A 21983-nucleotide genomic window follows, 5' to 3' on the forward strand; every position below is an offset into this window, starting at 1 on the left:
TTAAATAATCATCATCAATCACAATCAATTTTAAAAATCAATCAATCATGAAAAATTTTACACTTTATCTCGTTGTCCTTATTTTCTTACTTGTTAGTAAGGTACTCGGGCAGGAAACCTTTGAATCTAAAGCAAAAAAAATTGCGAATAAAATCGAGAAGATTACCAAAGAAGAAAAAGCAGCTTTGAAAGAAGAAGTAGAAGTTGTAAACGTGCAATTGTCTGAAGGGAAAATTACTCAGGATCAAGCAGACAAACGCAAAAAAGAATTAGCAGAAGCCAGAGCTACAATTATCGAAGAAAAAGTAACAGAGGCACAAAATGAACTTAATGATTTGGTTCAGCAAAAAGTCGACGGAAAAATCAAAGAAGATTCATTAAGCAAAAAATATAGTATTGTATTTCATGTAAGAGACAGAGATAGGGATAAGTCTAAAGATTCAATTCATGGAGAAAAAAGAACGACTTCTCAATTTGTATTTGCAATGGGATTGAATAATATGATGGTCGACGGCAAACTTCAGGATTCTAATTATAGTTTTATGGGTTCGCATTTCTACGAATGGGGTTTTACCTATAACAGCAGATTAATGAAAAACGACAATTTATTGCATGCCAAATACGGGCTTTCGTTGATGTACAATAACATTCGCCCGACAGATAACAGGAGTTTTGTAGTAAATGGAGATCAGACTGAATTGCAAACCAATCCTATAAATCTTGATGAATCCCGTTTTAGAAATGTTTATATCGTGTTGCCTTTACATTTAGAATTCGATTTTTCTAAGCCTCAGATCAGCAATGGTAAAACCTATTTTAGAACTCATAGAAGTTTCCGTTTTGGGATTGGAGGTTATGCAGGAATTAATGTAAAATCGAAACAAATCCTAAAATTTGATCAGGATGATTTAGATTATAAAACAACAATCAAAGGAGATTATAATGTAAATAATTTTATTTACGGACTGAGTTCTTATATCGGTTACAGAGAATTTAGTTTGTATGCGAAATATGATTTAAATCCCCTATTTCAGGATAATTTAATTAAGGAAAATAATATTTCGCTGGGTATCAGAGTTGATTTAAATTAAGAATGCAGTTTAATTAGTTAGTAGAAAAAGCACTTCGAAAGAGGTGCTTTTTTTATGTTAAATCGCCAAATTTCAAGATTCATTTGTGTACTTTTACACACTTCAAATTTTTAAAAATATTTTACGTTTTGATTTCACAAGCTACTATTGATTCTGTTTTTGAAACTGCTCGTGTAGAGGAGGTTATTGGTGATTATGTTAATTTAAAACGTGCCGGGAGTAACTACAAAGGATTAAGTCCGTTCTCAGATGAGCGCTCTCCTTCGTTCATGGTTTCGCCTGCAAAAGGAATCTGGAAAGATTTTAGTACAGGAAAAGGAGGGAATTCTGTCAAGTTTTTGATGGAGCATTCCCAATTTACCTATCCGGAAGCCATTCGATACTTGGCCAGAAAATACAATATTGAAATTGAAGAAACAGAACAGACAGATGCTGAAAAAGCAATGACGGATGTTCGAGAAAGTATGTATCTGGTTTCTGAATTTGCCAAAGACTATTTTAATAAAACACTTTTAAATTCAGAAGAGGGAAAAGCAATTGGACTTTCTTATTTTAAAGAAAGAGGTTTTACCAATGAAACCATCAAAAAGTTTAGTTTAGGATATTCACCGGAAACCTGGGATGCGTTGACCAAAGAAGCTTTAGGTAAAGGATATAAACTGGAATTTCTGGAAAGCACCGGTTTGACCATTGCAAGAGAAGACCGCCCTTTTGACCGTTTCAAAGGTCGTGTTATGTTCCCGATAGAAAGTATGTCCGGACGTGTTTTAGGTTTTGGAGGACGTATTTTAACCAATGATAAAAAAGCAGCGAAGTATCTGAACTCGCCCGAAAGTGATATTTACCATAAAAGTAAAGTGCTTTATGGTATTTTTCAGGCCAAACAATCTATAGCCAAACAAAACAATTGTTACCTGGTTGAAGGTTATACCGATGTGATTCAGTTTAATCAGGCTGGGATCGAAAACGTTGTGGCTTCATCAGGAACCGCTTTAACGCCAGATCAGATTCGTTTGATCAATCGATTAACAAGAAATATTACAGTGTTGTTTGACGGAGATGCTGCAGGATTACGTGCTTCTGTTCGAGGAATCGATTTGATTCTGGAAGAAGGAATGAACGTAAGGGTTTGTGCTTTTCCTGACGGAGAAGATCCTGACAGTTTTGCAAGAAAAACTTCGCATGATGAGCTTGTTGCTTATTTAGAAGAAAATAGTAAAGATTTTATACAGTTTAAAGCCTCACTCTTAATGAAAGAGGCCAAAAACGATCCTATTAAAAAAGCCGATTTAATTCGCGATATGGTCGTGAGTATTTCGAAAATTCCGGATCGTATCCAGCGTGAAATTTATACTCAGGAATGTGCCAGAATCATGGATATTTCTGAGCAGGTATTGGTGAGTACTTTGGCTCAGCTAATTCAAAAAGATCTTACAGAGGCAAGTAAAAAACAAAAGCAGGAACAAAAACCTTTTGAGGTTTTTAGAAACCAAACTCCAAACCAAGGTAGTTTTTCAGGAGGAGATCCTGAAGATCCAAGAAATGGACCTCCGGAAGATTATTATCCGGGAGAGCCTGGATATCCGGTAGCAGAACCTGCAGAAAAAGTAGATATTCTATATCGTTTAGAACGAAAAGTAATTGAGATTTTATTGCTTTACGGAGATAAAACAGAGGAATTTGAAGATGTGCTTTTAAAAAATAACGACGAAGGTGAAGTTGTGATGGTCTCTGAAATGAGAGCTTACAAAGTATACCAGCGTATTTATTTGAGTTTGCAGGAAGATGAGGTAGAGCTTTCTAATAATTTATTCCGGGATATTTTTACAGACTTAATTGGATTTTATAACCAACATGAAAAGTTTAGTCTCGAACAATATTTAATGCGTTTGCAGCCTGATTTTGCTCAGGAAGTTACTGATATTTTAATGGAAGATGAAAGACTGACGCTTCATGATTGGGAAGGGCAGAACATTTTTTCTAAAATGAAACACGAAACGATTGCACAATACGTTACAGAAACTATTATGTCTATGCGTTGGTTTTTGGTGGGTAAAATCATCGAAGAATTAAAAAGCTCTATAAAACCTGATAATTCAGATAATACAGAGCTTTTGTCTATGGTTGTCGATTACTCAAAATTAGTTAATGCATTCTCGAAAAAACTAGGAAGAGTAATGTCGAGGTACCATTAAATAATTTCTAAAGTCTTCGCTTTGTTAACTAAGTCAACTAAATTAGTAACATTTAATTTAGTCAATAATCTTAATTTGTAAGTACTGATCGTTTTTTCGTTCAGGTTTAAGATTTTAGAGATTTCATTGTTTTTCTTACCATCACTTAAGTAACGTAAAACTTCGATCTCACGATTCGAAAGTTTTCTGTACAAACGCTCGCTTTTGCTTTGTTTAGCAATTAGGGCCATGTTTTTACGTACAGTTTCATTGATGATGATTTTTCCTTCGTGTACTTTAATAATAGAAAGACCTAAGGTTTCAAGTTTTTCTGTTTTGTGCACATACCCGGAAACTCCTGCTTTGATTGCATTTGGAGCATACATTTGTTCAGCGAGGTCACTAAAAATTACAATTTTTGTTTTTGGGAAGTTTTTCAGGATAGATTTTACTTCGAAGATGCTTGAAAGACCTTCTAATTCCAGATCTAGAATTAGGATGTCAATCTCCTTCGTCTGAAGAATATCTCTAACCATTGAAAAATTGCCTACGTTGGCAACAATTGAAATTTGATCGTGGTCTTTAAAATAAGACTTAACGCCAAAGTGAGTCACAGGATGATTGTCTGCAAGACATACTTTAATCATAATTTTTACCTTTTTTAGAATTGTTCATGTTTTTGGAACTGTAAAATTAATAAATAAATTCTGTAATTAATTGCAGACAAATGTTAAAATGTTTTATTTTAACGTTTTTGGTATTATACAAACCGGAATTGGATCCATTTTATGCTTGTTGCTGGTGTTTAAACGTTTATAAATTTCAAAGACAGATTTTTCTCTCCCAATGAAGTCAGCTGGCGTTTTTCCTGACTCCGCGGCCAACATCGCCCATTCAAGTTCGTCGTAACTTGCGCCCAATTGATCTTCATCGGTACGATTATCACCAAATAATCCATCTGTAGGTGCAGCTGTTAAAATTGACTCCGGAATCGTTAAAAATTCTCCAAGAGCATAAACATCCGACTTCATTAAGTCGGCAATTGGACTTAAATCGACTCCGCCGTCTCCATATTTAGTATAAAATCCTACACCAAAATCTTCTACTTTGTTTCCGGTTCCCGCTACTAATAGCCCGTGAATTCCGGCTAAATAGTATAAGGAGGTCATTCTCAGGCGTGCACGAGTGTTTGCTAACGATAAATTAACTTTTGTTGAATCTTTTGTAGTAGGCACAGCAGTCTTAAAAGCTTCAAAAGTGTCAGTTAAATCTGTTTTTACATCAAAAACGTTCGGAAAACGCTTTTTTAGTTGCTCAATATGTTCTCTTCCTCTTAAAACTTGATTTGGCGCCTGGTGAATTGGCATTTCTACACATAAAACCTGTAAACCCGTCTGAGCACATAGGGTAGAAGTTACCGCAGAGTCAACTCCGCCTGAAATTCCAATTACAAATCCGTTTGCTTTTGCGTTGTTAGCATAATTTTTTAGCCACTCTACAATGTGGATATTTACTTTTTCTGTCTGAATGGTACTTTTTTTAGCCATAATAGTTCAAGTTTTAAGATACAGGGATGTATATTTGCAGAATTATTTTTAAGTATACATTTACTTAAAATCCAGCAACACAAATCTAATTAAAATAAAATGAAAATTTATCGCTTTGTAGTGGTTCTGTGCTTGTTTTTTTTGTCCTGTGAGCAAAAAACCAAAGTAGAAAAAGCAGTCGAAGAAATCCCGGTTGATATAAAGGTAGAACGTTTTGATAAGGTGTTTTTTGAAACGAAACCGGAAGATTTGGAGAAAGTAAAAAAACAGTACCCATTCTTTTTTCCGGCAGGTAATGATGATACTATCTGGCTTAAAAAAATGCAGGATCCTTTATGGAGAGAAGTATATACCGAAGTGCAAAAAAAATACGCCAATTTTGAACCTGTTCGTCAGGAATTTAATAAGCTGTTTCAGCACGTAAAATACTATTTTCCAAAGACTAAAACTCCTAAAGTAATTACCGTAATTGGAGAAATGGATTATAATGCTAAAGCGATTTATGCTGATAGTCTTGTAATTGTTGCTTTAGAACTCTATTTAGGTAAAGAGCATAAGTTCTATGAATTCCCAAACTATCTAAAACAAAACTTCGAGGAAAAACAAATTATGCCGGATGTAGTTTCTAGTTTTGCTTTTAGAAACATTCCTGCCTTTCCGGATAAAAATTTAGTTTCGCAAATGATTTTCGAAGGAAAGCAATTGTATGCAAAAGATTTGCTTTTACCTGAATATACTGATGCTGAAAAAATTGGTTATACGCCGGAACAAATAAAATGGAGTCAGGAAAATGAAGCGTATATGTGGCGCTTTTTTATCGAAAGTGAACTGTTGTTTAGTGAAGATCCAAAATTAAATACCCGATTTATTGCGCCAGCTCCGTTTTCTAAATTTTATTTAGAAATCGATAATGATTCTCCCGGGCGAATTGGTGCATGGCTCGGATGGCAAATGGTACGTTCTTATATGAAGAATAATACTAATGTTACCTTGCCGGAATTATTAAAAACAAACGCAAAAGAAATTTTTGAACAGTCAAAATATAAACCTAAGAAATAATGTCAGATACAATAAACTCAGAAATTAAATTCAATATAGAATTAGACGAAAACCGCGTGCCGGAAAAGCTAACCTGGAGTGCTCAGGATGGCGGTGTGCAGGCAGAAGAAGCAAAAGCTATAATGTTGTCTATTTGGGACAGTAAAGCCAAAGAAACAATGCGTATCGATCTTTGGACAAAAGATATGCCGGTAGATGAAATGAAAATCTTTTTTCACCAAACATTAGTAGCTATGTCAGATACTTTTAAGCGTGCTACAGACGACGAAAAAATGTCAGATACGATGAAAGATTTTTGTGATTATTTTGCAGAAAAACTGGAACTTGCGAAATAAATAAATTCCAATACAGAAATAAAATCCAAAAAATAAAAAATCCAAAATTCCAACTTTACAATTGGAATTTTGGATTTTTTATTTTTTGGATTTTATTTTACTTAACAGATCTTTTGTCTAAATCTTTAAATATTCGTTTTAAAGCTCCTTCTATTAATTGATTTGCATTTTTGTAAAGCATAATATTATCTTTAAGTTTACCTGAGCTTTGAGTATTATGGTCAGATGGAGCGTTTACTTTTGAAGTAGTGCCTATTACATTTTGAGAGTAAATAATCTGCTGTAAATTTAAATCGTAAATCTCTACAATTACAGAAGCTTCATTTTTTCCTGCATCGTTAGCTTGTTGATAAAGTTCGAGAGAAGAAAAGTCGCTTTTGTTTTTTTGGGTAGAAATATTAATAAAGAAATCAAAACCAGTTCCGTCTTTGAGCTCCTTCAGTTTTGTTTTACCCGGATTTAAGTTAATTTTTCGGGGAACCAGTAATCCATTAACATCATGAATATATGATAATCGGTCTCCTGTATGTTTTTTAAAATATTTTAAGCACTCTTCGGTGAGTTTGTCTTTAGAGCCGTTGGGGCAATCTAATTCGTTTAAGAGCCATTTTCCAGATGTAAAATCAACTCCGGTTCGCTGTCCTGTAGCAAATGTATAGGATGCTGTGGTGCAAGATGAAAAAGAAATAGAGATAAAAAAGAAAACAAGGAGCGTGGTATTTTTCATAAATTACAAATTGATTCGTTTCAAATGTAATATAAAATGCGTTGTGTTTTAGTTTGTTGTAAAATATCTTTGAAGATTTTAACTACAAATAAAAAATCCCAAATTCCAGTTTAAAATTGGTATTTGGGATTTTTTTTATTTTTTAAGATTTCATTCCAGTTGTTGGAATTTGGTCACGAAGCTTCGGGATTAAAGTTTGGAATTTATTTCTAAAACTGTGAGTTGTTTTTAAATACTTCCTGATTTACTTCATCAATATAACTTAAAACATCATCTTTTCCTGTTTGTTCTGTTGCAGAAGTCACAAAATAGTGTGGCATTTCTTCCCAGTTATTGGCAAACATTTGTTTTTTGTAAGCAGCAATGTGCGAATCGATTTTTACTTTACTGATTTTATCTGCTTTGGTAAAAATAATGCAAAACGGAATTTCGCTTTCTCCCATATACGACATAAATTCAATGTCGATTGCTTGTGCTTCATGGCGAATATCAATCAAAACAAAAGCGCAAACTAATTGCTCTCTGGTTTCAAAATAATCTGTAATGAATTGTTGGAAAACCGATTTTGTCTTTTTTGATACTTTAGCATAACCATAACCAGGTAAATCGACAAGGAACCAATTATTATTAATCTTAAAGTGATTAATCAATTGGGTTTTTCCTGGCCTTCCTGAAGTTTTTGCTAAATTTTTGTGATTGGTAAGCATATTGATCAACGAAGATTTCCCTACGTTTGATCTTCCGATAAAAGCATATTCCGGCAAAAAATCCTGCGGACATTTTGCAACTTCAGAATTACTGATAATAAATTCGGCGGTATTAATTTTCATGTTTTTTGTGTTTAAGACCTCCTTAAAGTCGAAAGTTAGGTGCTACAATTTTGTTTTAACGAGCCATTCTTCAAGAATTGTGTTGAATTCCTGAGGATGTTCCATCATAGCAGCGTGTCCACATTTGTCTATCCAATACAAAGTTGAATTAGGCAATAGTTTGTCAAATTCTTCGGCCACATTTGGCGGAGTTACAGCGTCATTTTTACCCCAAATAATACAGGTTTCTACTGTCATTTTTGGTAAATCTTTTGCCATATTATGACGAATTGCACTTTTGGCAATCGTTAGGGTTTTGATCAGTTTGATACGATCATTAACCGTTGCATAAACTTCATCTATAAGTTCCGGAGTTGCAATTTTAGGATCGTAAAATACATCTTCAGCTTTCTTTTTGATGTATTCATAATCGCCTCTTTTTGGGTAACTATCTCCCATTGCGCTTTCGTAAAGACCAGAACTTCCGGTAATTACAAGTCCTGCAACTTTTTCAGGATATAATTTTGTGTGATAAAGTGCGATGTGACCTCCTAATGAGTTGCCTAGTAAAATGACTTTATCATAACCTTTAAAAGTGATAAAATCTTTAACGTATTTAGCAAAGCTTTTTACGTTCGTTTTTAGGATACTCTGAGTATATATTGGCAAATCCGGGATAACAACTTTGTATCCTTTCGTTGGGAAATATTCTGCTACAGCATCAAAGTTACTAAGGCCTCCCATTAAGCCATGTAAAATAACGATAGGAGTTCCTTCTCCAGCTTCATAATAGCTGTATTTGCCTTCTTTTTTGTAGTGTTTGTCCATTTAATTTAATGCCAATTTCAATTGGGACAAATATAGGGTTTAATAAATAAAAATGAATTTTTGCCACCGTTTTTTAACTAGATTATTTTAGTAGAACTTGTAAGTGGTTAAAAATCAGGTTTTATAGCTGTTTTTAGTGTATTTCCTAAATGTTAAGAAAACTGCATAATAACTAATTTTTTAAGAAATATTATGCATTATTTTTTTGATGTCGAAGTGTTATTGAGTTTTCGTTAATTATAAGTTAAAGTATTGATTGTCCATAAATTAAGGATAGTGGTAAGAAAGTGGTTAAACTTATTAACAAAGTGGTATATTGTGGTAAAATGTGGTAATATTTTTTATATTTTTGCTGTATAACATATTAATGTATTATTCTTGAACACAATTGTTGGAACATATGAGTGTAAAGTCGATGCTAAAGGGAGGCTAATGATGCCTGCGCCCTTAAAAAAGCAGTTGGCTTCATCTCTTCAGGACGGATTCGTTTTGAAGCGCTCTGTTTTTCAGCCGTGTTTAGAACTGTATCCAATGGATGAATGGAACTTGATGATGCAAAAAATCAACAAGCTGAATCGTTTCGTAAAAAAGAACAATGATTTCATTCGAAGATTTACTGCCGGTGTTAAGATGGTAGAGATTGATGCATTGGGAAGGTTATTGGTTCCAAAGGATTTGGTAGCTTTTTCAAGTATTTCTAAAGATGTGGTTTTTTCATCTGCGGTTAATATTGTGGAGATTTGGGATAAAGATTTATATGAAAAATCAATAAGCGGCGAAGATATGGATTTTGCAGATCTGGCCGAAGAAGTAATGGGAAATATTAATGACGACGACAATGGAATATCATAATCCGGTTTTGCTTCACCCTACAGTTGATGGTTTAAATATTAAACCAGATGGCATTTATGTAGATGTTACGTTTGGCGGCGGTGGTCATTCAAAAGAAATTTTGAGACGATTAGGACCAAACGGAAAATTATTTGCTTTTGATCAGGATGAAGATGCTCTTGCAAATGCGTTGCCGGATGAACGGTTTACCCTGATTAATGAGAACTTTAGATTTATAAAAAGATTTTTACGTTTTCACGGAGTTAAAAGTGTAGATGGGATTTTGGCTGATTTAGGTGTTTCATCGCATCAGTTTGATGTTCCCGAAAGAGGATTCTCGACAAGATTTGATGCCGAACTCGATATGCGGATGAGTCAAAAAAATGATTTAAGTGCTTATCGTGTGGTTAACGAATATGAAGAACAGGATTTACGTCGTGTTTTTTTTGATTATGGGGAGTTGAAGAATGCACCACTTTTGGCCAGAACAATTGTAGAGGCGAGAGAGCATTACCCAATTAAAACAACAGACGAACTGAAAGATGTTTTGGCGAAATTTTTACCTGAACGAATTCGAAATAAAGTTTTGGCTCAGATTTATCAGGCGATTCGAATTGAAGTAAATCAGGAAATGGATGTTTTGAAAGAATTTATCGAGCAGTCTCTTGAAATTCTTAATCCGGGCGGAAGATTCTCAGTAATCTCTTATCATTCTCTCGAAGACAGACTGGTAAAAAGATTTATAAAAAACGGAATGTTTGAAGGAGAACCGGAACGCGATTTTTTTGGAAACTTTTCTGTTCCTTATAAAACAATAGGAAAATTAATTGTTCCTGATGATGCCGAGATCAAAATCAACAATAGAGCAAGAAGTGCAAAATTAAGAATTGCCGAGAAGATATAATATATATAGGTAGAAAATGAAAAGTGGAGTATTTGGCATATTAAAAGCAAGATTTCTGTTAAACGATGACGCGGTGAAGAACTGGAGGTTCATTGTTTTTATCATTCTGCTTGCTATACTAATGATTGCCAATACACAGCGATACGAGCAAAAGGTTTTTGAAATTGCAAAAATAAGTAATGAAGTAAAAGAATTACGATCAGAATTTGTAGATCGCCGTTCAGAATTGCAGAAACTAAAAATGGAGTCAACAGTAACAAGTGAAATGGAGAAAAAAGATATTCATCCTTCAACTGTTCCTCCGGTTAAAATAGAAGTAACAAAAGAAGAAGAAAAAAGTTTCTTTAAAAGAATATGGAAGTAGAAGATAAACATATATCCTACAGAATTTACCTCGTAGCAGTTTTCATCTTTGTGATGGCAATTGCTATTGTTGTTAAGTTAACCAATATTCAATGGGTTGAAGGAGATTATTATAGAAAACTGGCGAAACAGCGTACAGTTAGAAATTTTGTGATACCGGCCAACAAAGGAAACATTTATTCTGCTGACGGAAGTTTATTGGCGACATCGATCCCTAATTATGAAATTCGATTTGATGCCAAAGCACCAAAAACAGAAACTTTTGAGAAGCATATAAAAGCATTGTCAGATTCATTGGCAACGGTTTTAGATAAACCGGGAAGCTATTTCGAAAAAGAATTAAGAAAAGCTAGAGATAATAAAAATCGTTATTATTTGATTGCCAGAAAATTGAGTTATACCGAATATGTAAAAATAAAAGGTTTTCCATTATTCAATTTAGGCGCTTTCAAAGGCGGGATTATAATCGAGCAGGAAACTGTTAGAAAACATCCAATAGGGAAAATTGCAGAAAGAACAATCGGTTACGACAAGATCGATCCTGCAACAGGAGTCGAAGTGGGTAAAGGAATCGAGTGGGCTTTTAAAGATTACCTGAACGGAAAAGACGGCAAGATTTTAAAACAAAAAATTGCAAAAGGCCAATGGAAACCCATTCGTGATTTAAACGAGGTAGATCCAATTGATGGTTATGATGTAATCTCGACAATTGATGTTTTTATTCAGGATATTGCGCACCACGCTTTGTTGAAACAGTTAGAAGAATACGAAGCTGATCACGGTTGTGTAGTGGTAATGGAAACAGAAACGGGGCATGTAAAAGCAATTTCGAATTTAGGAAGAGCAGAAGACGGATCGTATTATGAAACTACAAATTATGCTGTAGCAGAATCTCATGAACCGGGATCTACTTTTAAATTAGTCGATTTAATGGCGATTTTAGACGATAAAGTAGCAGATACAAGTACAGTTTACGATAGTCACAACGGACAAGTGAAATATTATGGTCGTTCTGTTACTGATTCGCACAGAGCTGGTTACGGAAAAGTTACGTTAGCGCGTGGTTTTGAGCTTTCATCCAATACAGTAATGGTTCAGGCAGTTTATGAAGCTTATAAAAATAATCCATCCAAATTTGTAAATCACATTAAGAGTTATGGATTAGATAAACCATTAGGATTGCATTTTAAAGGAGAAGGAAGACCTTATATACCACAACCTGGAGACAAACACTGGTCAGGTGTTTCACTTCCGTGGATGGCATTTGGATACGGAGTTTCGGTTACGCCAATGCAGACTTTGGCTTTTTATAATTCAGTAGCTAATAATGGTGTAATGGTGAAACCACAATTTGTATCAGAAATTAAAGAGTGGAATAAAACCATTAAAAAGTTTGATGTTGAAGTAATAAACCCAAGAGTTTGTTCTCCGGAAACCATTAAAAAACTGAAAGCAGTATTAGCGAATGTGGTTAAAAAAGGAACAGGATCAAAACTGTATTCGAAAGATTTTTCGATGGCGGGTAAAACAGGAACAGCTCAGGTAAATTACGGAGGAAAAGAAGGGAAGTCGGCATTGTATTACGCATCTTCTTTTGTGGGATATTTTCCGGCAGATCATCCTAAATATTCTTGTATTGTAGTGGTTCATAAACCTAATACATCAAAAAATAATTATTACGGAGCAGACGTTGCAGGGCCGGTTTTTAAAAGAATAGCCCAAAAAATATTTACAGATGCGCCTTCGACAAATAAAATTAAAAAACTGGATTCTAAAATTTCAAAACAAGAGATTAGTTACGAAAAGTACGATATAGAATCCAGAAAAAAGTCAAGTCAAATCCCTGATTTAAAAGGGATGCCAGGAATGGATGCCATTGCTTTATTGGAAAATTTAGGTTTGAAAGTAAAGGTAAATGGAGTAGGAAAAGTAAAAAAACAGTCTTTGCAGGCTGGAGAAAATATTAGTAAAAACACAACAATAGTATTAGAATTATCGTGAAAATACTGAAAGACATATTATATAAAGTAGCTATTGAGTCTGTAACAGGTTCGACAGAAATCGACATACATAAAATTGATTTTGATTCAAGAAAAATTGAAGAAAAAGATGTTTTTGTAGCGATTCGCGGATCACTTTCTGATGGGCATGATTATATAGAAAAAGCGATTCAATTAGGTGCTGTTGCAATTATTTGCGATACGTTGCCTGAAAACATTGAAAAAGGAATCACTTATATTAAAGTAAAAGATACGAATACCGCTTTGGCTTTTATGGCGGCTAATTATTTTGGAAATCCTTCCGAAAAATTAAAATTAGTTGGTGTTACTGGTACAAACGGAAAAACAACAATTGCTTCATTATTGTTTCAGTTGTTTCAAAAAGCAGGATTTAAAGTTGGTTTATTATCAACTGTAAAAATCATGGTCGATGAAACGGAATATAAAGCAACGCACACAACGCCGGATTCCATAACAATCAATCATTTTTTAAACGAAATGATCGAAGCCGGAGTAACGCATTGTTTTATGGAGGTAAGTTCACACGGAATTCACCAGAAACGTACAGAGGCATTGCATTTTGTGGGTGGAGTTTTTACGAATTTATCACACGATCATTTAGATTATCATCCAACGTTCGCTGAATATAGAGATGTAAAAAAGTCATTTTTTGATTCGTTGCCAAAAACAGCTTTTGCTTTATCAAATATCGATGATAAAAATGGGCCTGTGATGTTGCAAAATACAGTAGCCAGGAAATTTACATACGCCTTGAAATCGTATGCTGATTTTAAAGCGACAATATTAGAAAGCCAATTGTCGGGTTTATTATTGAAAGTAAACGATAATGAAGTTTGGGTAAAACTAATCGGAACTTTTAATGCTTACAATGTTTTGGCAATTTACGGAACCGCTGTAGAATTAGGAATGGACAGTCTGGAAGCCTTAAGATTACTATCTGATTTAGAAAGCGTTTCAGGACGTTTTCAGTATATCGTTTCGGAAGGAAATATTACAGCAATTGTAGATTATGCACATACGCCGGATGCTTTGGATAATGTTTTAAAAACGATAGGTGATATCCGTACTAAAAACGAACAATTGATAACAGTTGTGGGTTGCGGCGGAAACAGAGATAAAACAAAAAGACCAATTATGGCTAAAATTGCTACAGATCTTAGTGATAAAGCAATTTTAACTTCTGATAATCCAAGAAACGAAGATCCTGAAGTGATTCTGGATGAAATGGAAAAAGGTGTTGAAGCTCATAATTATAAAAAAGTATTGAGAATTACCGACAGAAAGCAGGCTATAAAAACGGCTTGTCAATTGGCTCAGCCAAATGATATTATTTTAATTGCCGGTAAAGGTCATGAAACCTATCAGGAAATAAATGGTGTTCGTCATCATTTTGATGATATGGAAACTGTAAAAGAAATTTTAAATCAACTAAATAAATAATAATCAATTTTTAGTTCTAAAATACCACACAAAATTGGAATTTGGAATTTCAAGATTGGAATTTAAAATAAAAGATATATGCTATACTATTTATTTGAATACTTGAGAAAAACATTAGACATGCCGGGGGCAGGGGTTTTTCAGTACATCACTTTTAGGTCAGCTTTAGCATTCATGCTTTCGTTACTATTATCAACAATTTACGGAAAAAGAATTATTAATTTTTTGCGTAGACAACAAGTTGGTGAAACAGTTCGTGAGCTTGGACTTGCCGGTCAGAATGAAAAAGCAGGAACGCCAACAATGGGAGGTCTGATTATCATTTTTGCGACTCTTGTGCCAGTGTTGTTGTTTGCTCGTTTACAAAACATTTATATCGTATTGCTTATTGTAACCACATTATGGATGGGAACAATTGGTTTTGTAGATGATTATATCAAGATATTCAAAAAAGACAAGCAAGGTCTTAAAGGAATTTTTAAAGTTATTGGTCAGGTTGGTTTAGGTCTTATTGTAGGAACAGTACTTTATTTTAATCCTGCCGTTACGGTGCGAACAGATACAGGTTATAATGGAGGAGTAAAAGCATCTTCTTCGATAGTTATGCCTGCGCAAATCGAGGAAAAATCGACAGCAACGACAATTCCTTTTGTAAAAAATAATGAATTCGATTATGCTGAATTGCTTGCCTGGACAGGTGAAGGTTACGAAAAATGGGCTTGGTTAATTTTTATTCCGGTGGTTATTTTTATTATCACAGCGGTTTCAAACGGAGCTAATTTAACAGATGGTATTGATGGTCTTGCCGCAGGAACTTCGGCAATATCGGTCTTGGCACTCGGAATATTTACGTTTGTATCGGGAAATATTATTTTTTCTAATTATCTGAATATTATGTACATCCCCAATTCGGGAGAGATGACGGTATTTATATCGGCATTTGTCGGGGCGCTAATTGGTTTTCTTTGGTACAATTCCTTTCCCGCATCCGTCTTTATGGGAGATACAGGAAGTTTAACGATTGGAGGAATCATTGCCGTTTTAGCAATTGCAGTTCGTAAAGAAATATTGATTGTATTATTCTGTGGAATTTTCCTTGCAGAAAGTGCTTCGGTAATTATTCAGGTAGCTTATTTTAAATATACAAAAAGACGTTTTGGCGAAGGCCGAAGAATTTTTCTGATGTCGCCATTGCATCATCATTATCAGAAAAAAGGATATCACGAAAGTAAAATTGTGACCAGATTCTGGATTGTTGCCATCATGTTAGCCATATTATCAATTGTTACTTTAAAATTAAGATAGAGTTTTAATTAAAAATTGAGAATTAAAAATTAAAAATTGTGTGTGTTCGGATAGATGAAGGAGAATATTATTCAAGAGAAGTCATTTCTCTTTGCGGTTAGAGTAGTCAATTTATATAAATACCTAACTAATACAAAAAAGGAGTTTGTTTTAAGTAAACAACTTTTAAGATCGGGGACTTCAATTGGAGCAAACATTGAAGAGTCGATTGGAGGACGTTCTGATAAAGAGTTTCTGTTTAAGCTTGAGATTTCATATAAAGAAGCCAGAGAAACGATTTATTGGTTGAAATTATTGAAAGCAACAGATTATATTTCTGCAAATGAGTTCGAAAGTGTTCATAAAGAAGCAGAAGAAATATGTAAAATATTAGCGAAAATTATAATAACCTTAAAAGGGAAAACGTGATGGAATTAGAAACTTTATATGTTAGATTTTTAATTTTTAATTCTCAATTTTTAATTTATAAAGTATGAGGTTAGTAGTACTTGGCGGAGGAGAAAGTGGCGTTGGAACGGCTATTCTCGGAAAGAAACAAGGGTACGAAGTTTTTGTATCAGATTTTGGAAAAATAAAAGAGAGCTATAAAGAAGTTCTTATCATTAATAAAATTGCTTGGGAAGAAGAAAAACATACAGAAGACCTGATTTTAAATGCCGACGTGGTAATGAAAAGTCCGGGAATTCCAGAGAAATCTCCCATAGTACAAAAACTGATTGTTGCCGGAATTAAAGTCATTTCGGAAATTGAGTTTGCTAAACCTTTTACAGAAGCATTGACTATCGGGATTACAGGTAGTAACGGTAAAACCACCACGACGATGTTAACACATCACTTGTTGAAATCAGCAGGTTTGAATGTTGGTTTAGGAGGTAACATCGGAAAAAGTTTTGCCTGGCAGGTAGCCGAAAATAAATACGATGCCTATGTTCTTGAATTAAGCAGTTTTCAGCTCGACGGAATTATAGATTACAGGCCGGATATTGCCATAATTACGAATATTAGCCCGGATCATTTAGACCGGTACGAATATAAATATCAAAATTACATCGATTCAAAGTTTCGAATAACAATGAATCAGACCGAAAGCGATTATCTTATTTACGATGCAGATGATGAGGCAATTGCAGAATGGTTAAAAAATAACAAAACAAAAGCAAAATTAATTCCTTTTTCATTGACTGAAAAATTTGATGAAGGGGCTTCTATAAATAACAACAAAATGGAAATAAAGATCAACCAAGAAGAGTTTACAATGGAAACAGAATACATTGCGTTAGAAGGAAAACATAACATGAAAAACGCAATGGCAGCAAGCTCTGTAGCGAAATTGATGCAAATTAGAAATGCAACAATCCGCGAAAGTTTATCTAATTTTCAAGGTGTTGAACACCGTTTAGAGAAAGTTCTAAAAATTCAGAATGTACAATATATCAACGATTCGAAAGCAACGAATGTAAACGCTACTTTTTTTGCTTTAGACAGCATGAATGTACCAACCGTTTGGATTGTTGGAGGTGTTGATAAAGGAAACGACTATAACGAATTGATGTCATTGGTTCGCGAAAAAGTAAAAGCTATTATTTGCCTTGGAGTTGATAATCATAAAATTATCAATGCTTTTGGTAACGTAGTAGATATAATGGTTGAAGTAAATAACATGAACGACGCGGTAAAAACTGCGCAACGTTTAACAGAAAAAGGTGATGCTGTTTTATTATCTCCAGCCTGCGCAAGTTTCGATTTGTTCGAAAATTACGAAGATCGTGGTAAACAATTCAAACAAGCGGTTCATAACTTGTAAAAAAGAGTTTCAAGTTTCAGGTTTCACGTTATGTGGGAACCTGAAACCTGAAACAAGAAAAACATGAAACTAAAAACATGAAGGAATTAGTTAACAAATTAAAAGGAGATAGGGTAATATGGTCATTCGTGGCTTTATTGGCGCTGTTTTCGTTTATGCCTGTTTTTAGTGCGAGTAGTAATTTGGCGTATATAGGACATGGAACCGGAAACACACTGGGGTATTTAGTAAAACATCTGGCTCACATTTGTATTGGTTTCCTGATTATATATTGGGTACACAGAATTCCGTATCATTATTTTAGAGCAATTTCAAAAGTGGCGTTGCCTGTAGTTTGGTTCTTGTTGCTGTACACATTGCTAAAAGGAACTGTAATTGCAGGAGCAAATGCAAGTCGTTGGATTCAGGTACCATTTATAGGTATTACGTTTCAAACGTCGACTTTGGCGGCTAGTATATTGTTTATTTATGTTGCGCGTTATTTGTCAAAAACCAGAGAAGAAAACGAACCGTTTCAAACGTCATTGATACAGCTTTGGTTGCCTGTTTTTATAACATTAGCATTGATATTACCGGCTAACTTTTCGACCACAGCGTTGATATTTTCGATGGTAATTATGTTGACATTTATTGGCAGATATCCGCTAAAATATATTGGTTTTATTATTGGTTCAGGAATTGGAATGTTGTTGTTTTTCCTTTTGGTGGCAAAAGCTTTTCCGGATTCGAGATTCTTTAGCAGGGTATCAACCTGGGAAAGTCGTATTATGAACTTTACCACAGATAAGCCGGATGAAGATGATTATCAAATCGAGAAAGCAAAGATTGCAATTGCATCAGGAAAATTAGGAGGATTAGGACCTGGGAAAAGTGTTCAGAAAAACTTTTTGCCACAATCGTCTTCAGATTTTATTTATGCCATTATTGTTGAAGAATATGGTTTGGTTGGCGGAGTAGCTATTTTGGTTTTGTACTTATTACTGTTGTTCAGATTTGTAATTGCATCGCATAAAGCCAACACGCTATTTGGGAAGTTAGTCGTCGTCGGGCTTGGTTTTCCGATGATATTTCAGGCGATGATCAATATGGCAGTGGCAGTAGAATTATTACCGGTAACGGGACAAACCCTTCCGCTGATTAGTAGTGGAGGTAGTTCGATCTGGATGACGTGTTTCTCTCTTGGAATTATCATTAGTGTAACTAAAAAAGAAGAAGAAATCGCCGAAGAACAGGAAGAAAAAGAAAGAAGAAAAGAAGCGCTTCAAAGATTAATCGATAAAGAATTGGCCGAAGAAGATTTGGTTGCTACTGAAAAAGAACCAGTTTATGAAGAAGAAGGAATGTATTCGATAGAAGATAATTCCAGAAATCCAATGAATGCAGTTTTAAATAAATAGAAGAGATTAAAATAGAAATAGTTTTTTAAAGCGAATAACTTTTAAAAATATGACAAATTATAAATTCATACTAAGCGGTGGCGGAACAGGAGGACATATCTATCCTGCAATTGCTATTGCTAATGAATTAAAAATGCAATTCCCTGATGCTGAGTTTCTTTTTGTGGGAGCTCAGGACAAAATGGAAATGCAAAAAGTGCCTCAGGCAGGTTATGAAATCAAAGGACTCTGGATCGCGGGTTTGCAAAGAAAATTAACCTTGCAAAATTTGATGTTTCCGCTGAAATTGGCAACAAGTTTGCTAGAGTCAAGACGAATTATAAAACAGTTCAAACCAAATGTAGTAATAGGAACGGGAGGTTTTGCCAGCGGACCATTATTACAGGCAGCCGGAGGAGCAGGAATACCAACAGTAATTCAGGAACAAAATTCATTTCCGGGAATTACCAATAAATTGTTGAGCAAAAAGGCCAATGCAATTTGTGTAGCATACGGAAATTTAGAACGTTTTTTTCCTAAAGAAAAAATTGTTTTAACGGGAAATCCGGTTCGTCAGGATTTAATAGATATCGAAAGTAAACGCAATGAAGCAATTGCTTTTTATGGTTTAGATCCTAATAAAAAAACATTACTGGTTTTAGGCGGAAGCTTAGGTGCAAGAAGAGTGAACCAGTTAATTGAGAAAGAATTACAAAATATGCTTTCACAAGATGTTCAAATCATCTGGCAATGCGGAAAGTTATATTTTGAAGAATATAAAAAACACAATCAACAACATGTACGAGTAGTTGATTTTATCGAAAGAATGGATTTTGTATATGCTGCAGCAGATGTAATTATCTCACGAGCAGGAGCATCATCAGTATCAGAATTATGCATTGTTGGGAAACCGGTAATTTTTATTCCGTCGCCAAATGTAGCCGAAGATCATCAAACTAAAAATGCTCAGGCAATAGTAGATGCAAAAGGGGCTATTTTGTTGAAAGAATCAGAATTAGACAGTCAGTTTAGTATTGTTTTTGAAGCTTTGATGAAAGATCAGGGAAAACAAAAACAATTAAGCGATAATATCAAAAAACTGGCAATGCCAAATGCAACAAAAGTGATTGTAGATCAGATTAAAAAGTTGTTATAATATAACTTTTTAAGAAAATTATAGAACAGAATAAAAAATTTAGAACGCTATTTTTAAGCGTTTTGAGTTATTAAAATAATAAAATTACAAAGGCCTAAGTACTAGTTTTTTATACAATAAAGCAACTTGTAAATAGCTCAAAATTAAATAGAAATGAATTTAAATCAGATACAGAACGTTTATTTTATTGGCATTGGAGGCATCGGAATGAGTGCTCTGGCCCGCTATTTTAAAAATATCGGGAAACAGGTTTCTGGTTACGACAAAACGCCATCGATGTTAACGAGCGAATTGATTGAAAGCGGTATTGATATTCATTTTGAAGATAATATTAGTCTAATTCCTTCTGATTATTTTGTAGAAAACACTTTGGTAATTTTTACGCCGGCAGTACCTGTTACACATTCTGAATGGCATTATTTTATCGAAAGAAATTACGAAATTAAAAAACGTGCCGAAGTTTTAGGAATTATTACCAAAGACACTTTTAGTTTTGCGGTTGCCGGAACACACGGAAAAACAACTACGTCAAGTATTTTGGGGCATATTTTGTATGAAAGCGGAGCTGATGTTACTGCTTTTGTGGGCGGAATTGTAGAGAATTACAATTCGAACCTAATCGGGAACGGAAAAACCGTAACAGTGGTAGAAGCAGATGAATTCGATCGTTCGTTTTTGCATTTACACCCTAATATTGCCTGTATTACGTCTATGGATGCTGATCATTTGGATATTTACGGAACCAGTGAAGCAATCGAAGCTTCGTTTGTAGAATTTGCTTCGAAAGTAGAAGATAAAAATAAGTTGTTTATAACAAAAGAGTTGCCGCTTGAAGGTGTGCAATGTGCTATAAATGAAGATGCTGTATATAAAGCTTTTAATGTTCGTATAGAAGACGGAAGCTATGTTTTTGATGTGCAGACGCCATCAGAAATTATGAAAGATTTGCATTTTGGATTGCCTGGAAAACACAATTTAATGAATGGATTGATGGCTATTGCAATGGCTAAGACTTTTGGCACCCCGACCGACTTGATTGCAAAAGCCATTGCTTCGTTCAACGGGATCAGAAGACGTTTTTCATACCAGATTAAATCGGAAAAATTAGTTTATATAGATGATTATGCACATCATCCAACAGAAATAAATGCTGTACATCAAGCGGTTAGAGAGTTGTATCCGGATCGTAAAGTGTTAGCGATTTTTCAGCCTCATTTATTTAGCAGAACAAGAGATTTTGCTGATGGATTTGCTGAAAGTTTATCGCAGTTTGATGAAGTGTTTTTAATGGATATTTACCCTGCACGTGAATTGCCGATGGAAGGGATTACATCGCAATGGCTGTTAGGAAAAATGACGAATTCGAACAAAAAAATTGTTGCAAAAAGTGATTTATTAGCGGAGATCAAAGCCAGTGATGCGCCAATAATTGTAACAATAGGAGCTGGTGATATTGGAGAAATGGTTCCGTCAATTAAAAAAATGCTAAATGAAAATATTTAATTGGACAAATATTCGATTAATTCTCATTTTAGGGCTTGTTTTGTTTTTATATTCTTTTGCTCAACATCGAAATGGGGATCGAAAATTAAAAAAATCGATGGTGGTTTTTGTAGGAGAAAATACGCTTTTTGTGAAGCCGGAAACGGTTAATAAATTGTTGATAGAAAATAAAAGAGACGCTTCCAGTATCCGAAAAGATGAACTAGATTTGAATAAGATTGAGAAAACCCTTGATACGCAAGAGATGATTGAGAAGTCAGATGTTTTTGTAAGTATCGATGGGGTTCTAAAAGCAGTAGTAAAACAGAGGACACCAATAGCAAGAGTTTATGATGGTGACGCTTCTTTTTATATTGACTATGAGGGTAATAAAATGCCTTTATCAGACAATTATACTGCTCGGGTTCCACTTGTTTCTGGGGCAATAAATAAAAAAAATAACGAAGATTTAGCTACTTTATTTCGCACAATTTATGACGATGCGTTTTTGAGAAAAAACATCATTGCAATTCAAATTATGCCGAATGGTAGCCTAAAAATGTTTAATAGAAATTATAATTACTTCATCGATTTTGGCAGAACGATGAATGTTGATAAGAAATTTAATAACTATAAAGCCTTTTTTCAAAAAGCGGTTTTAGATAGTTCGTTATATAAATACAGTAAGATTGACCTTAGGTTTACGGAACAAGTAGTTTGCACAAAATAAT

General features: G+C 34.3%; 21 protein-coding genes. 16 read left to right on the plus strand and 5 right to left on the minus strand.

Going from position 1 to position 21983, the window contains the following annotated elements; translation table 11 throughout:
- Window positions 1-47: 47 nt before the first annotated feature.
- Entirely contained in the window at window positions 48-1091 is a 1044-nt protein-coding gene (locus ACIDC4_RS12330) for a hypothetical protein (protein ID WP_412042867.1), read from the plus strand.
- Between the two features lie 128 nt (window positions 1092-1219).
- Entirely contained in the window at window positions 1220-3286 is a 2067-nt protein-coding gene (dnaG, locus tag ACIDC4_RS12335; RefSeq protein ID WP_412042868.1) for a DNA primase, read from the plus strand.
- On the opposite strand, the gene ACIDC4_RS12340 is transcribed toward dnaG, so the two are convergent.
- Both ACIDC4_RS12340 and nadE read right to left on the minus strand, forming a co-directional pair.
- The gene (locus tag ACIDC4_RS12340) at window positions 3283-3912 is read right to left on the minus strand and encodes a response regulator transcription factor (protein WP_026730588.1); all 630 of its coding nucleotides are present in this window, start codon (window positions 3910-3912) and stop codon (window positions 3283-3285) included. The genes dnaG and ACIDC4_RS12340 overlap by 4 nt on opposite strands.
- A 93-nt stretch (window positions 3913-4005) precedes the next feature.
- A complete protein-coding gene (gene nadE, locus ACIDC4_RS12345; RefSeq protein WP_412042869.1) occupies window positions 4006-4812 on the minus strand; it encodes an NAD(+) synthase in 807 nt (268 codons plus the stop codon).
- 99 nt (window positions 4813-4911) lie between these two features.
- Here nadE and gldB point away from each other — a divergent pair, with 99 nt between their 5' ends.
- Entirely contained in the window at window positions 4912-5871 is a 960-nt protein-coding gene (gldB, locus tag ACIDC4_RS12350) for a gliding motility lipoprotein GldB (RefSeq protein ID WP_412042870.1), read from the plus strand.
- Window positions 5871-6206: a gliding motility protein GldC gene (gene gldC, locus ACIDC4_RS12355; protein WP_065452158.1), complete on the plus strand. Its 336-nt coding sequence runs from the start codon at window positions 5871-5873 to the stop codon at window positions 6204-6206. Before gldB ends, gldC begins: the two co-directional genes overlap by 1 nt.
- Window positions 6207-6303: 97 nt before the next feature.
- On the opposite strand, the gene ACIDC4_RS12360 is transcribed toward gldC, so the two are convergent.
- The 3 genes from ACIDC4_RS12360 to ACIDC4_RS12370 form a co-directional block, all read right to left on the minus strand.
- A complete protein-coding gene (locus tag ACIDC4_RS12360; RefSeq protein ID WP_412042871.1) occupies window positions 6304-6933 on the minus strand; it encodes a hypothetical protein in 630 nt (209 codons plus the stop codon).
- A 209-nt stretch (window positions 6934-7142) separates the two neighbouring features.
- On the minus strand, window positions 7143-7763 hold the full coding sequence (gene yihA, locus ACIDC4_RS12365) for a ribosome biogenesis GTP-binding protein YihA/YsxC (RefSeq protein ID WP_412042872.1): 621 nt from the start codon (window positions 7761-7763) through the stop codon (window positions 7143-7145).
- A 42-nt stretch (window positions 7764-7805) separates the two neighbouring features.
- Window positions 7806-8570 (minus strand): alpha/beta fold hydrolase, encoded by a 765-nt coding sequence (locus ACIDC4_RS12370; protein ID WP_412042873.1) that lies wholly within the window; start codon window positions 8568-8570, stop codon window positions 7806-7808.
- 378 nt (window positions 8571-8948) lie between these two features.
- On the opposite strand from ACIDC4_RS12370, the gene mraZ reads away from it, so the two are divergent.
- The 12 genes from mraZ to ACIDC4_RS12430 all read left to right on the plus strand — a co-directional run bounded on the left by mraZ (window position 8949) and on the right by ACIDC4_RS12430 (window position 21982).
- Window positions 8949-9422 carry a division/cell wall cluster transcriptional repressor MraZ gene (gene mraZ / locus ACIDC4_RS12375; RefSeq protein WP_065452162.1) on the plus strand — a complete coding sequence of 158 codons (474 nt, stop codon included), beginning with the start codon at window positions 8949-8951 and terminating at the stop codon, window positions 9420-9422.
- Entirely contained in the window at window positions 9397-10305 is a 909-nt protein-coding gene (gene rsmH / locus ACIDC4_RS12380; protein ID WP_194618767.1) for a 16S rRNA (cytosine(1402)-N(4))-methyltransferase RsmH, read from the plus strand. The genes mraZ and rsmH overlap by 26 nt, the downstream gene beginning before the upstream one ends.
- Before the next feature lie 16 nt (window positions 10306-10321).
- A complete protein-coding gene (locus tag ACIDC4_RS12385; RefSeq protein WP_065452163.1) occupies window positions 10322-10669 on the plus strand; it encodes an FtsL-like putative cell division protein in 348 nt (115 codons plus the stop codon).
- Window positions 10660-12669: a penicillin-binding protein gene (locus ACIDC4_RS12390; protein WP_412042874.1), complete on the plus strand. Its 2010-nt coding sequence runs from the start codon at window positions 10660-10662 to the stop codon at window positions 12667-12669. The genes ACIDC4_RS12385 and ACIDC4_RS12390 overlap by 10 nt, the downstream gene beginning before the upstream one ends.
- Window positions 12666-14129 (plus strand): UDP-N-acetylmuramoyl-L-alanyl-D-glutamate--2,6-diaminopimelate ligase, encoded by a 1464-nt coding sequence (locus ACIDC4_RS12395; RefSeq protein WP_412042875.1) that lies wholly within the window; start codon window positions 12666-12668, stop codon window positions 14127-14129. Before ACIDC4_RS12390 ends, ACIDC4_RS12395 begins: the two co-directional genes overlap by 4 nt.
- 78 nt (window positions 14130-14207) lie before the next feature.
- Complete coding sequence (gene mraY / locus ACIDC4_RS12400) at window positions 14208-15434, plus strand: phospho-N-acetylmuramoyl-pentapeptide-transferase (protein WP_230035411.1); 1227 nt, start codon at window positions 14208-14210, stop codon at window positions 15432-15434.
- 54 nt (window positions 15435-15488) lie between these two features.
- Window positions 15489-15842: a four helix bundle protein gene (locus tag ACIDC4_RS12405; RefSeq protein WP_230035413.1), complete on the plus strand. Its 354-nt coding sequence runs from the start codon at window positions 15489-15491 to the stop codon at window positions 15840-15842.
- Window positions 15843-15906: 64 nt separating this feature from the next.
- Window positions 15907-17238, plus strand: coding sequence for a UDP-N-acetylmuramoyl-L-alanine--D-glutamate ligase (gene murD, locus ACIDC4_RS12410; protein WP_412042876.1), 1332 nt, complete (start codon window positions 15907-15909; stop codon window positions 17236-17238).
- A 77-nt stretch (window positions 17239-17315) separates the two neighbouring features.
- A complete protein-coding gene (locus ACIDC4_RS12415; RefSeq protein ID WP_230035419.1) occupies window positions 17316-18635 on the plus strand; it encodes an FtsW/RodA/SpoVE family cell cycle protein in 1320 nt (439 codons plus the stop codon).
- Window positions 18636-18684: 49 nt separating this feature from the next.
- Window positions 18685-19770: an undecaprenyldiphospho-muramoylpentapeptide beta-N-acetylglucosaminyltransferase gene (gene murG / locus ACIDC4_RS12420; protein ID WP_412042877.1), complete on the plus strand. Its 1086-nt coding sequence runs from the start codon at window positions 18685-18687 to the stop codon at window positions 19768-19770.
- Window positions 19771-19923: 153 nt separating this feature from the next.
- Window positions 19924-21273: a UDP-N-acetylmuramate--L-alanine ligase gene (gene murC / locus ACIDC4_RS12425; protein WP_412042878.1), complete on the plus strand. Its 1350-nt coding sequence runs from the start codon at window positions 19924-19926 to the stop codon at window positions 21271-21273.
- A complete protein-coding gene (locus ACIDC4_RS12430) occupies window positions 21260-21982 on the plus strand; it encodes a cell division protein FtsQ/DivIB (protein ID WP_230035425.1) in 723 nt (240 codons plus the stop codon). Before murC ends, ACIDC4_RS12430 begins: the two co-directional genes overlap by 14 nt.
- Window position 21983: the final 1 nt, after the last annotated feature.

The sequence above is a fragment of the Flavobacterium sp. C3NV genome (genome assembly GCF_046825355.2).
Lineage (GTDB): Bacteria > Bacteroidota > Bacteroidia > Flavobacteriales > Flavobacteriaceae > Flavobacterium.

Coding starts and splice junctions, on each gene's coding strand:
- ACIDC4_RS12330 (WP_412042867.1), top strand. CDS start 48: ATGAAAAATTTTACACTTTATCTCGTTGTCCTTATTTTCTTACTTGTT.
- ACIDC4_RS12340 (WP_026730588.1), bottom strand. CDS start 3,912: ATGATTAAAGTATGTCTTGCAGACAATCATCCTGTGACTCACTTTGGC.
- nadE (WP_412042869.1), bottom strand. CDS start 4,812: ATGGCTAAAAAAAGTACCATTCAGACAGAAAAAGTAAATATCCACATT.
- gldB (WP_412042870.1), top strand. CDS start 4,912: ATGAAAATTTATCGCTTTGTAGTGGTTCTGTGCTTGTTTTTTTTGTCC.
- gldC (WP_065452158.1), top strand. CDS start 5,871: ATGTCAGATACAATAAACTCAGAAATTAAATTCAATATAGAATTAGAC.
- ACIDC4_RS12360 (WP_412042871.1), bottom strand. CDS start 6,933: ATGAAAAATACCACGCTCCTTGTTTTCTTTTTTATCTCTATTTCTTTT.
- yihA (WP_412042872.1), bottom strand. CDS start 7,763: ATGAAAATTAATACCGCCGAATTTATTATCAGTAATTCTGAAGTTGCA.
- ACIDC4_RS12370 (WP_412042873.1), bottom strand. CDS start 8,570: ATGGACAAACACTACAAAAAAGAAGGCAAATACAGCTATTATGAAGCT.
- rsmH (WP_194618767.1), top strand. CDS start 9,397: ATGACGACGACAATGGAATATCATAATCCGGTTTTGCTTCACCCTACA.
- ACIDC4_RS12385 (WP_065452163.1), top strand. CDS start 10,322: ATGAAAAGTGGAGTATTTGGCATATTAAAAGCAAGATTTCTGTTAAAC.
- ACIDC4_RS12390 (WP_412042874.1), top strand. CDS start 10,660: ATGGAAGTAGAAGATAAACATATATCCTACAGAATTTACCTCGTAGCA.
- mraY (WP_230035411.1), top strand. CDS start 14,208: ATGCTATACTATTTATTTGAATACTTGAGAAAAACATTAGACATGCCG.
- ACIDC4_RS12405 (WP_230035413.1), top strand. CDS start 15,489: ATGAAGGAGAATATTATTCAAGAGAAGTCATTTCTCTTTGCGGTTAGA.
- murD (WP_412042876.1), top strand. CDS start 15,907: ATGAGGTTAGTAGTACTTGGCGGAGGAGAAAGTGGCGTTGGAACGGCT.
- ACIDC4_RS12415 (WP_230035419.1), top strand. CDS start 17,316: ATGAAGGAATTAGTTAACAAATTAAAAGGAGATAGGGTAATATGGTCA.
- murG (WP_412042877.1), top strand. CDS start 18,685: ATGACAAATTATAAATTCATACTAAGCGGTGGCGGAACAGGAGGACAT.
- murC (WP_412042878.1), top strand. CDS start 19,924: ATGAATTTAAATCAGATACAGAACGTTTATTTTATTGGCATTGGAGGC.
- ACIDC4_RS12430 (WP_230035425.1), top strand. CDS start 21,260: ATGAAAATATTTAATTGGACAAATATTCGATTAATTCTCATTTTAGGG.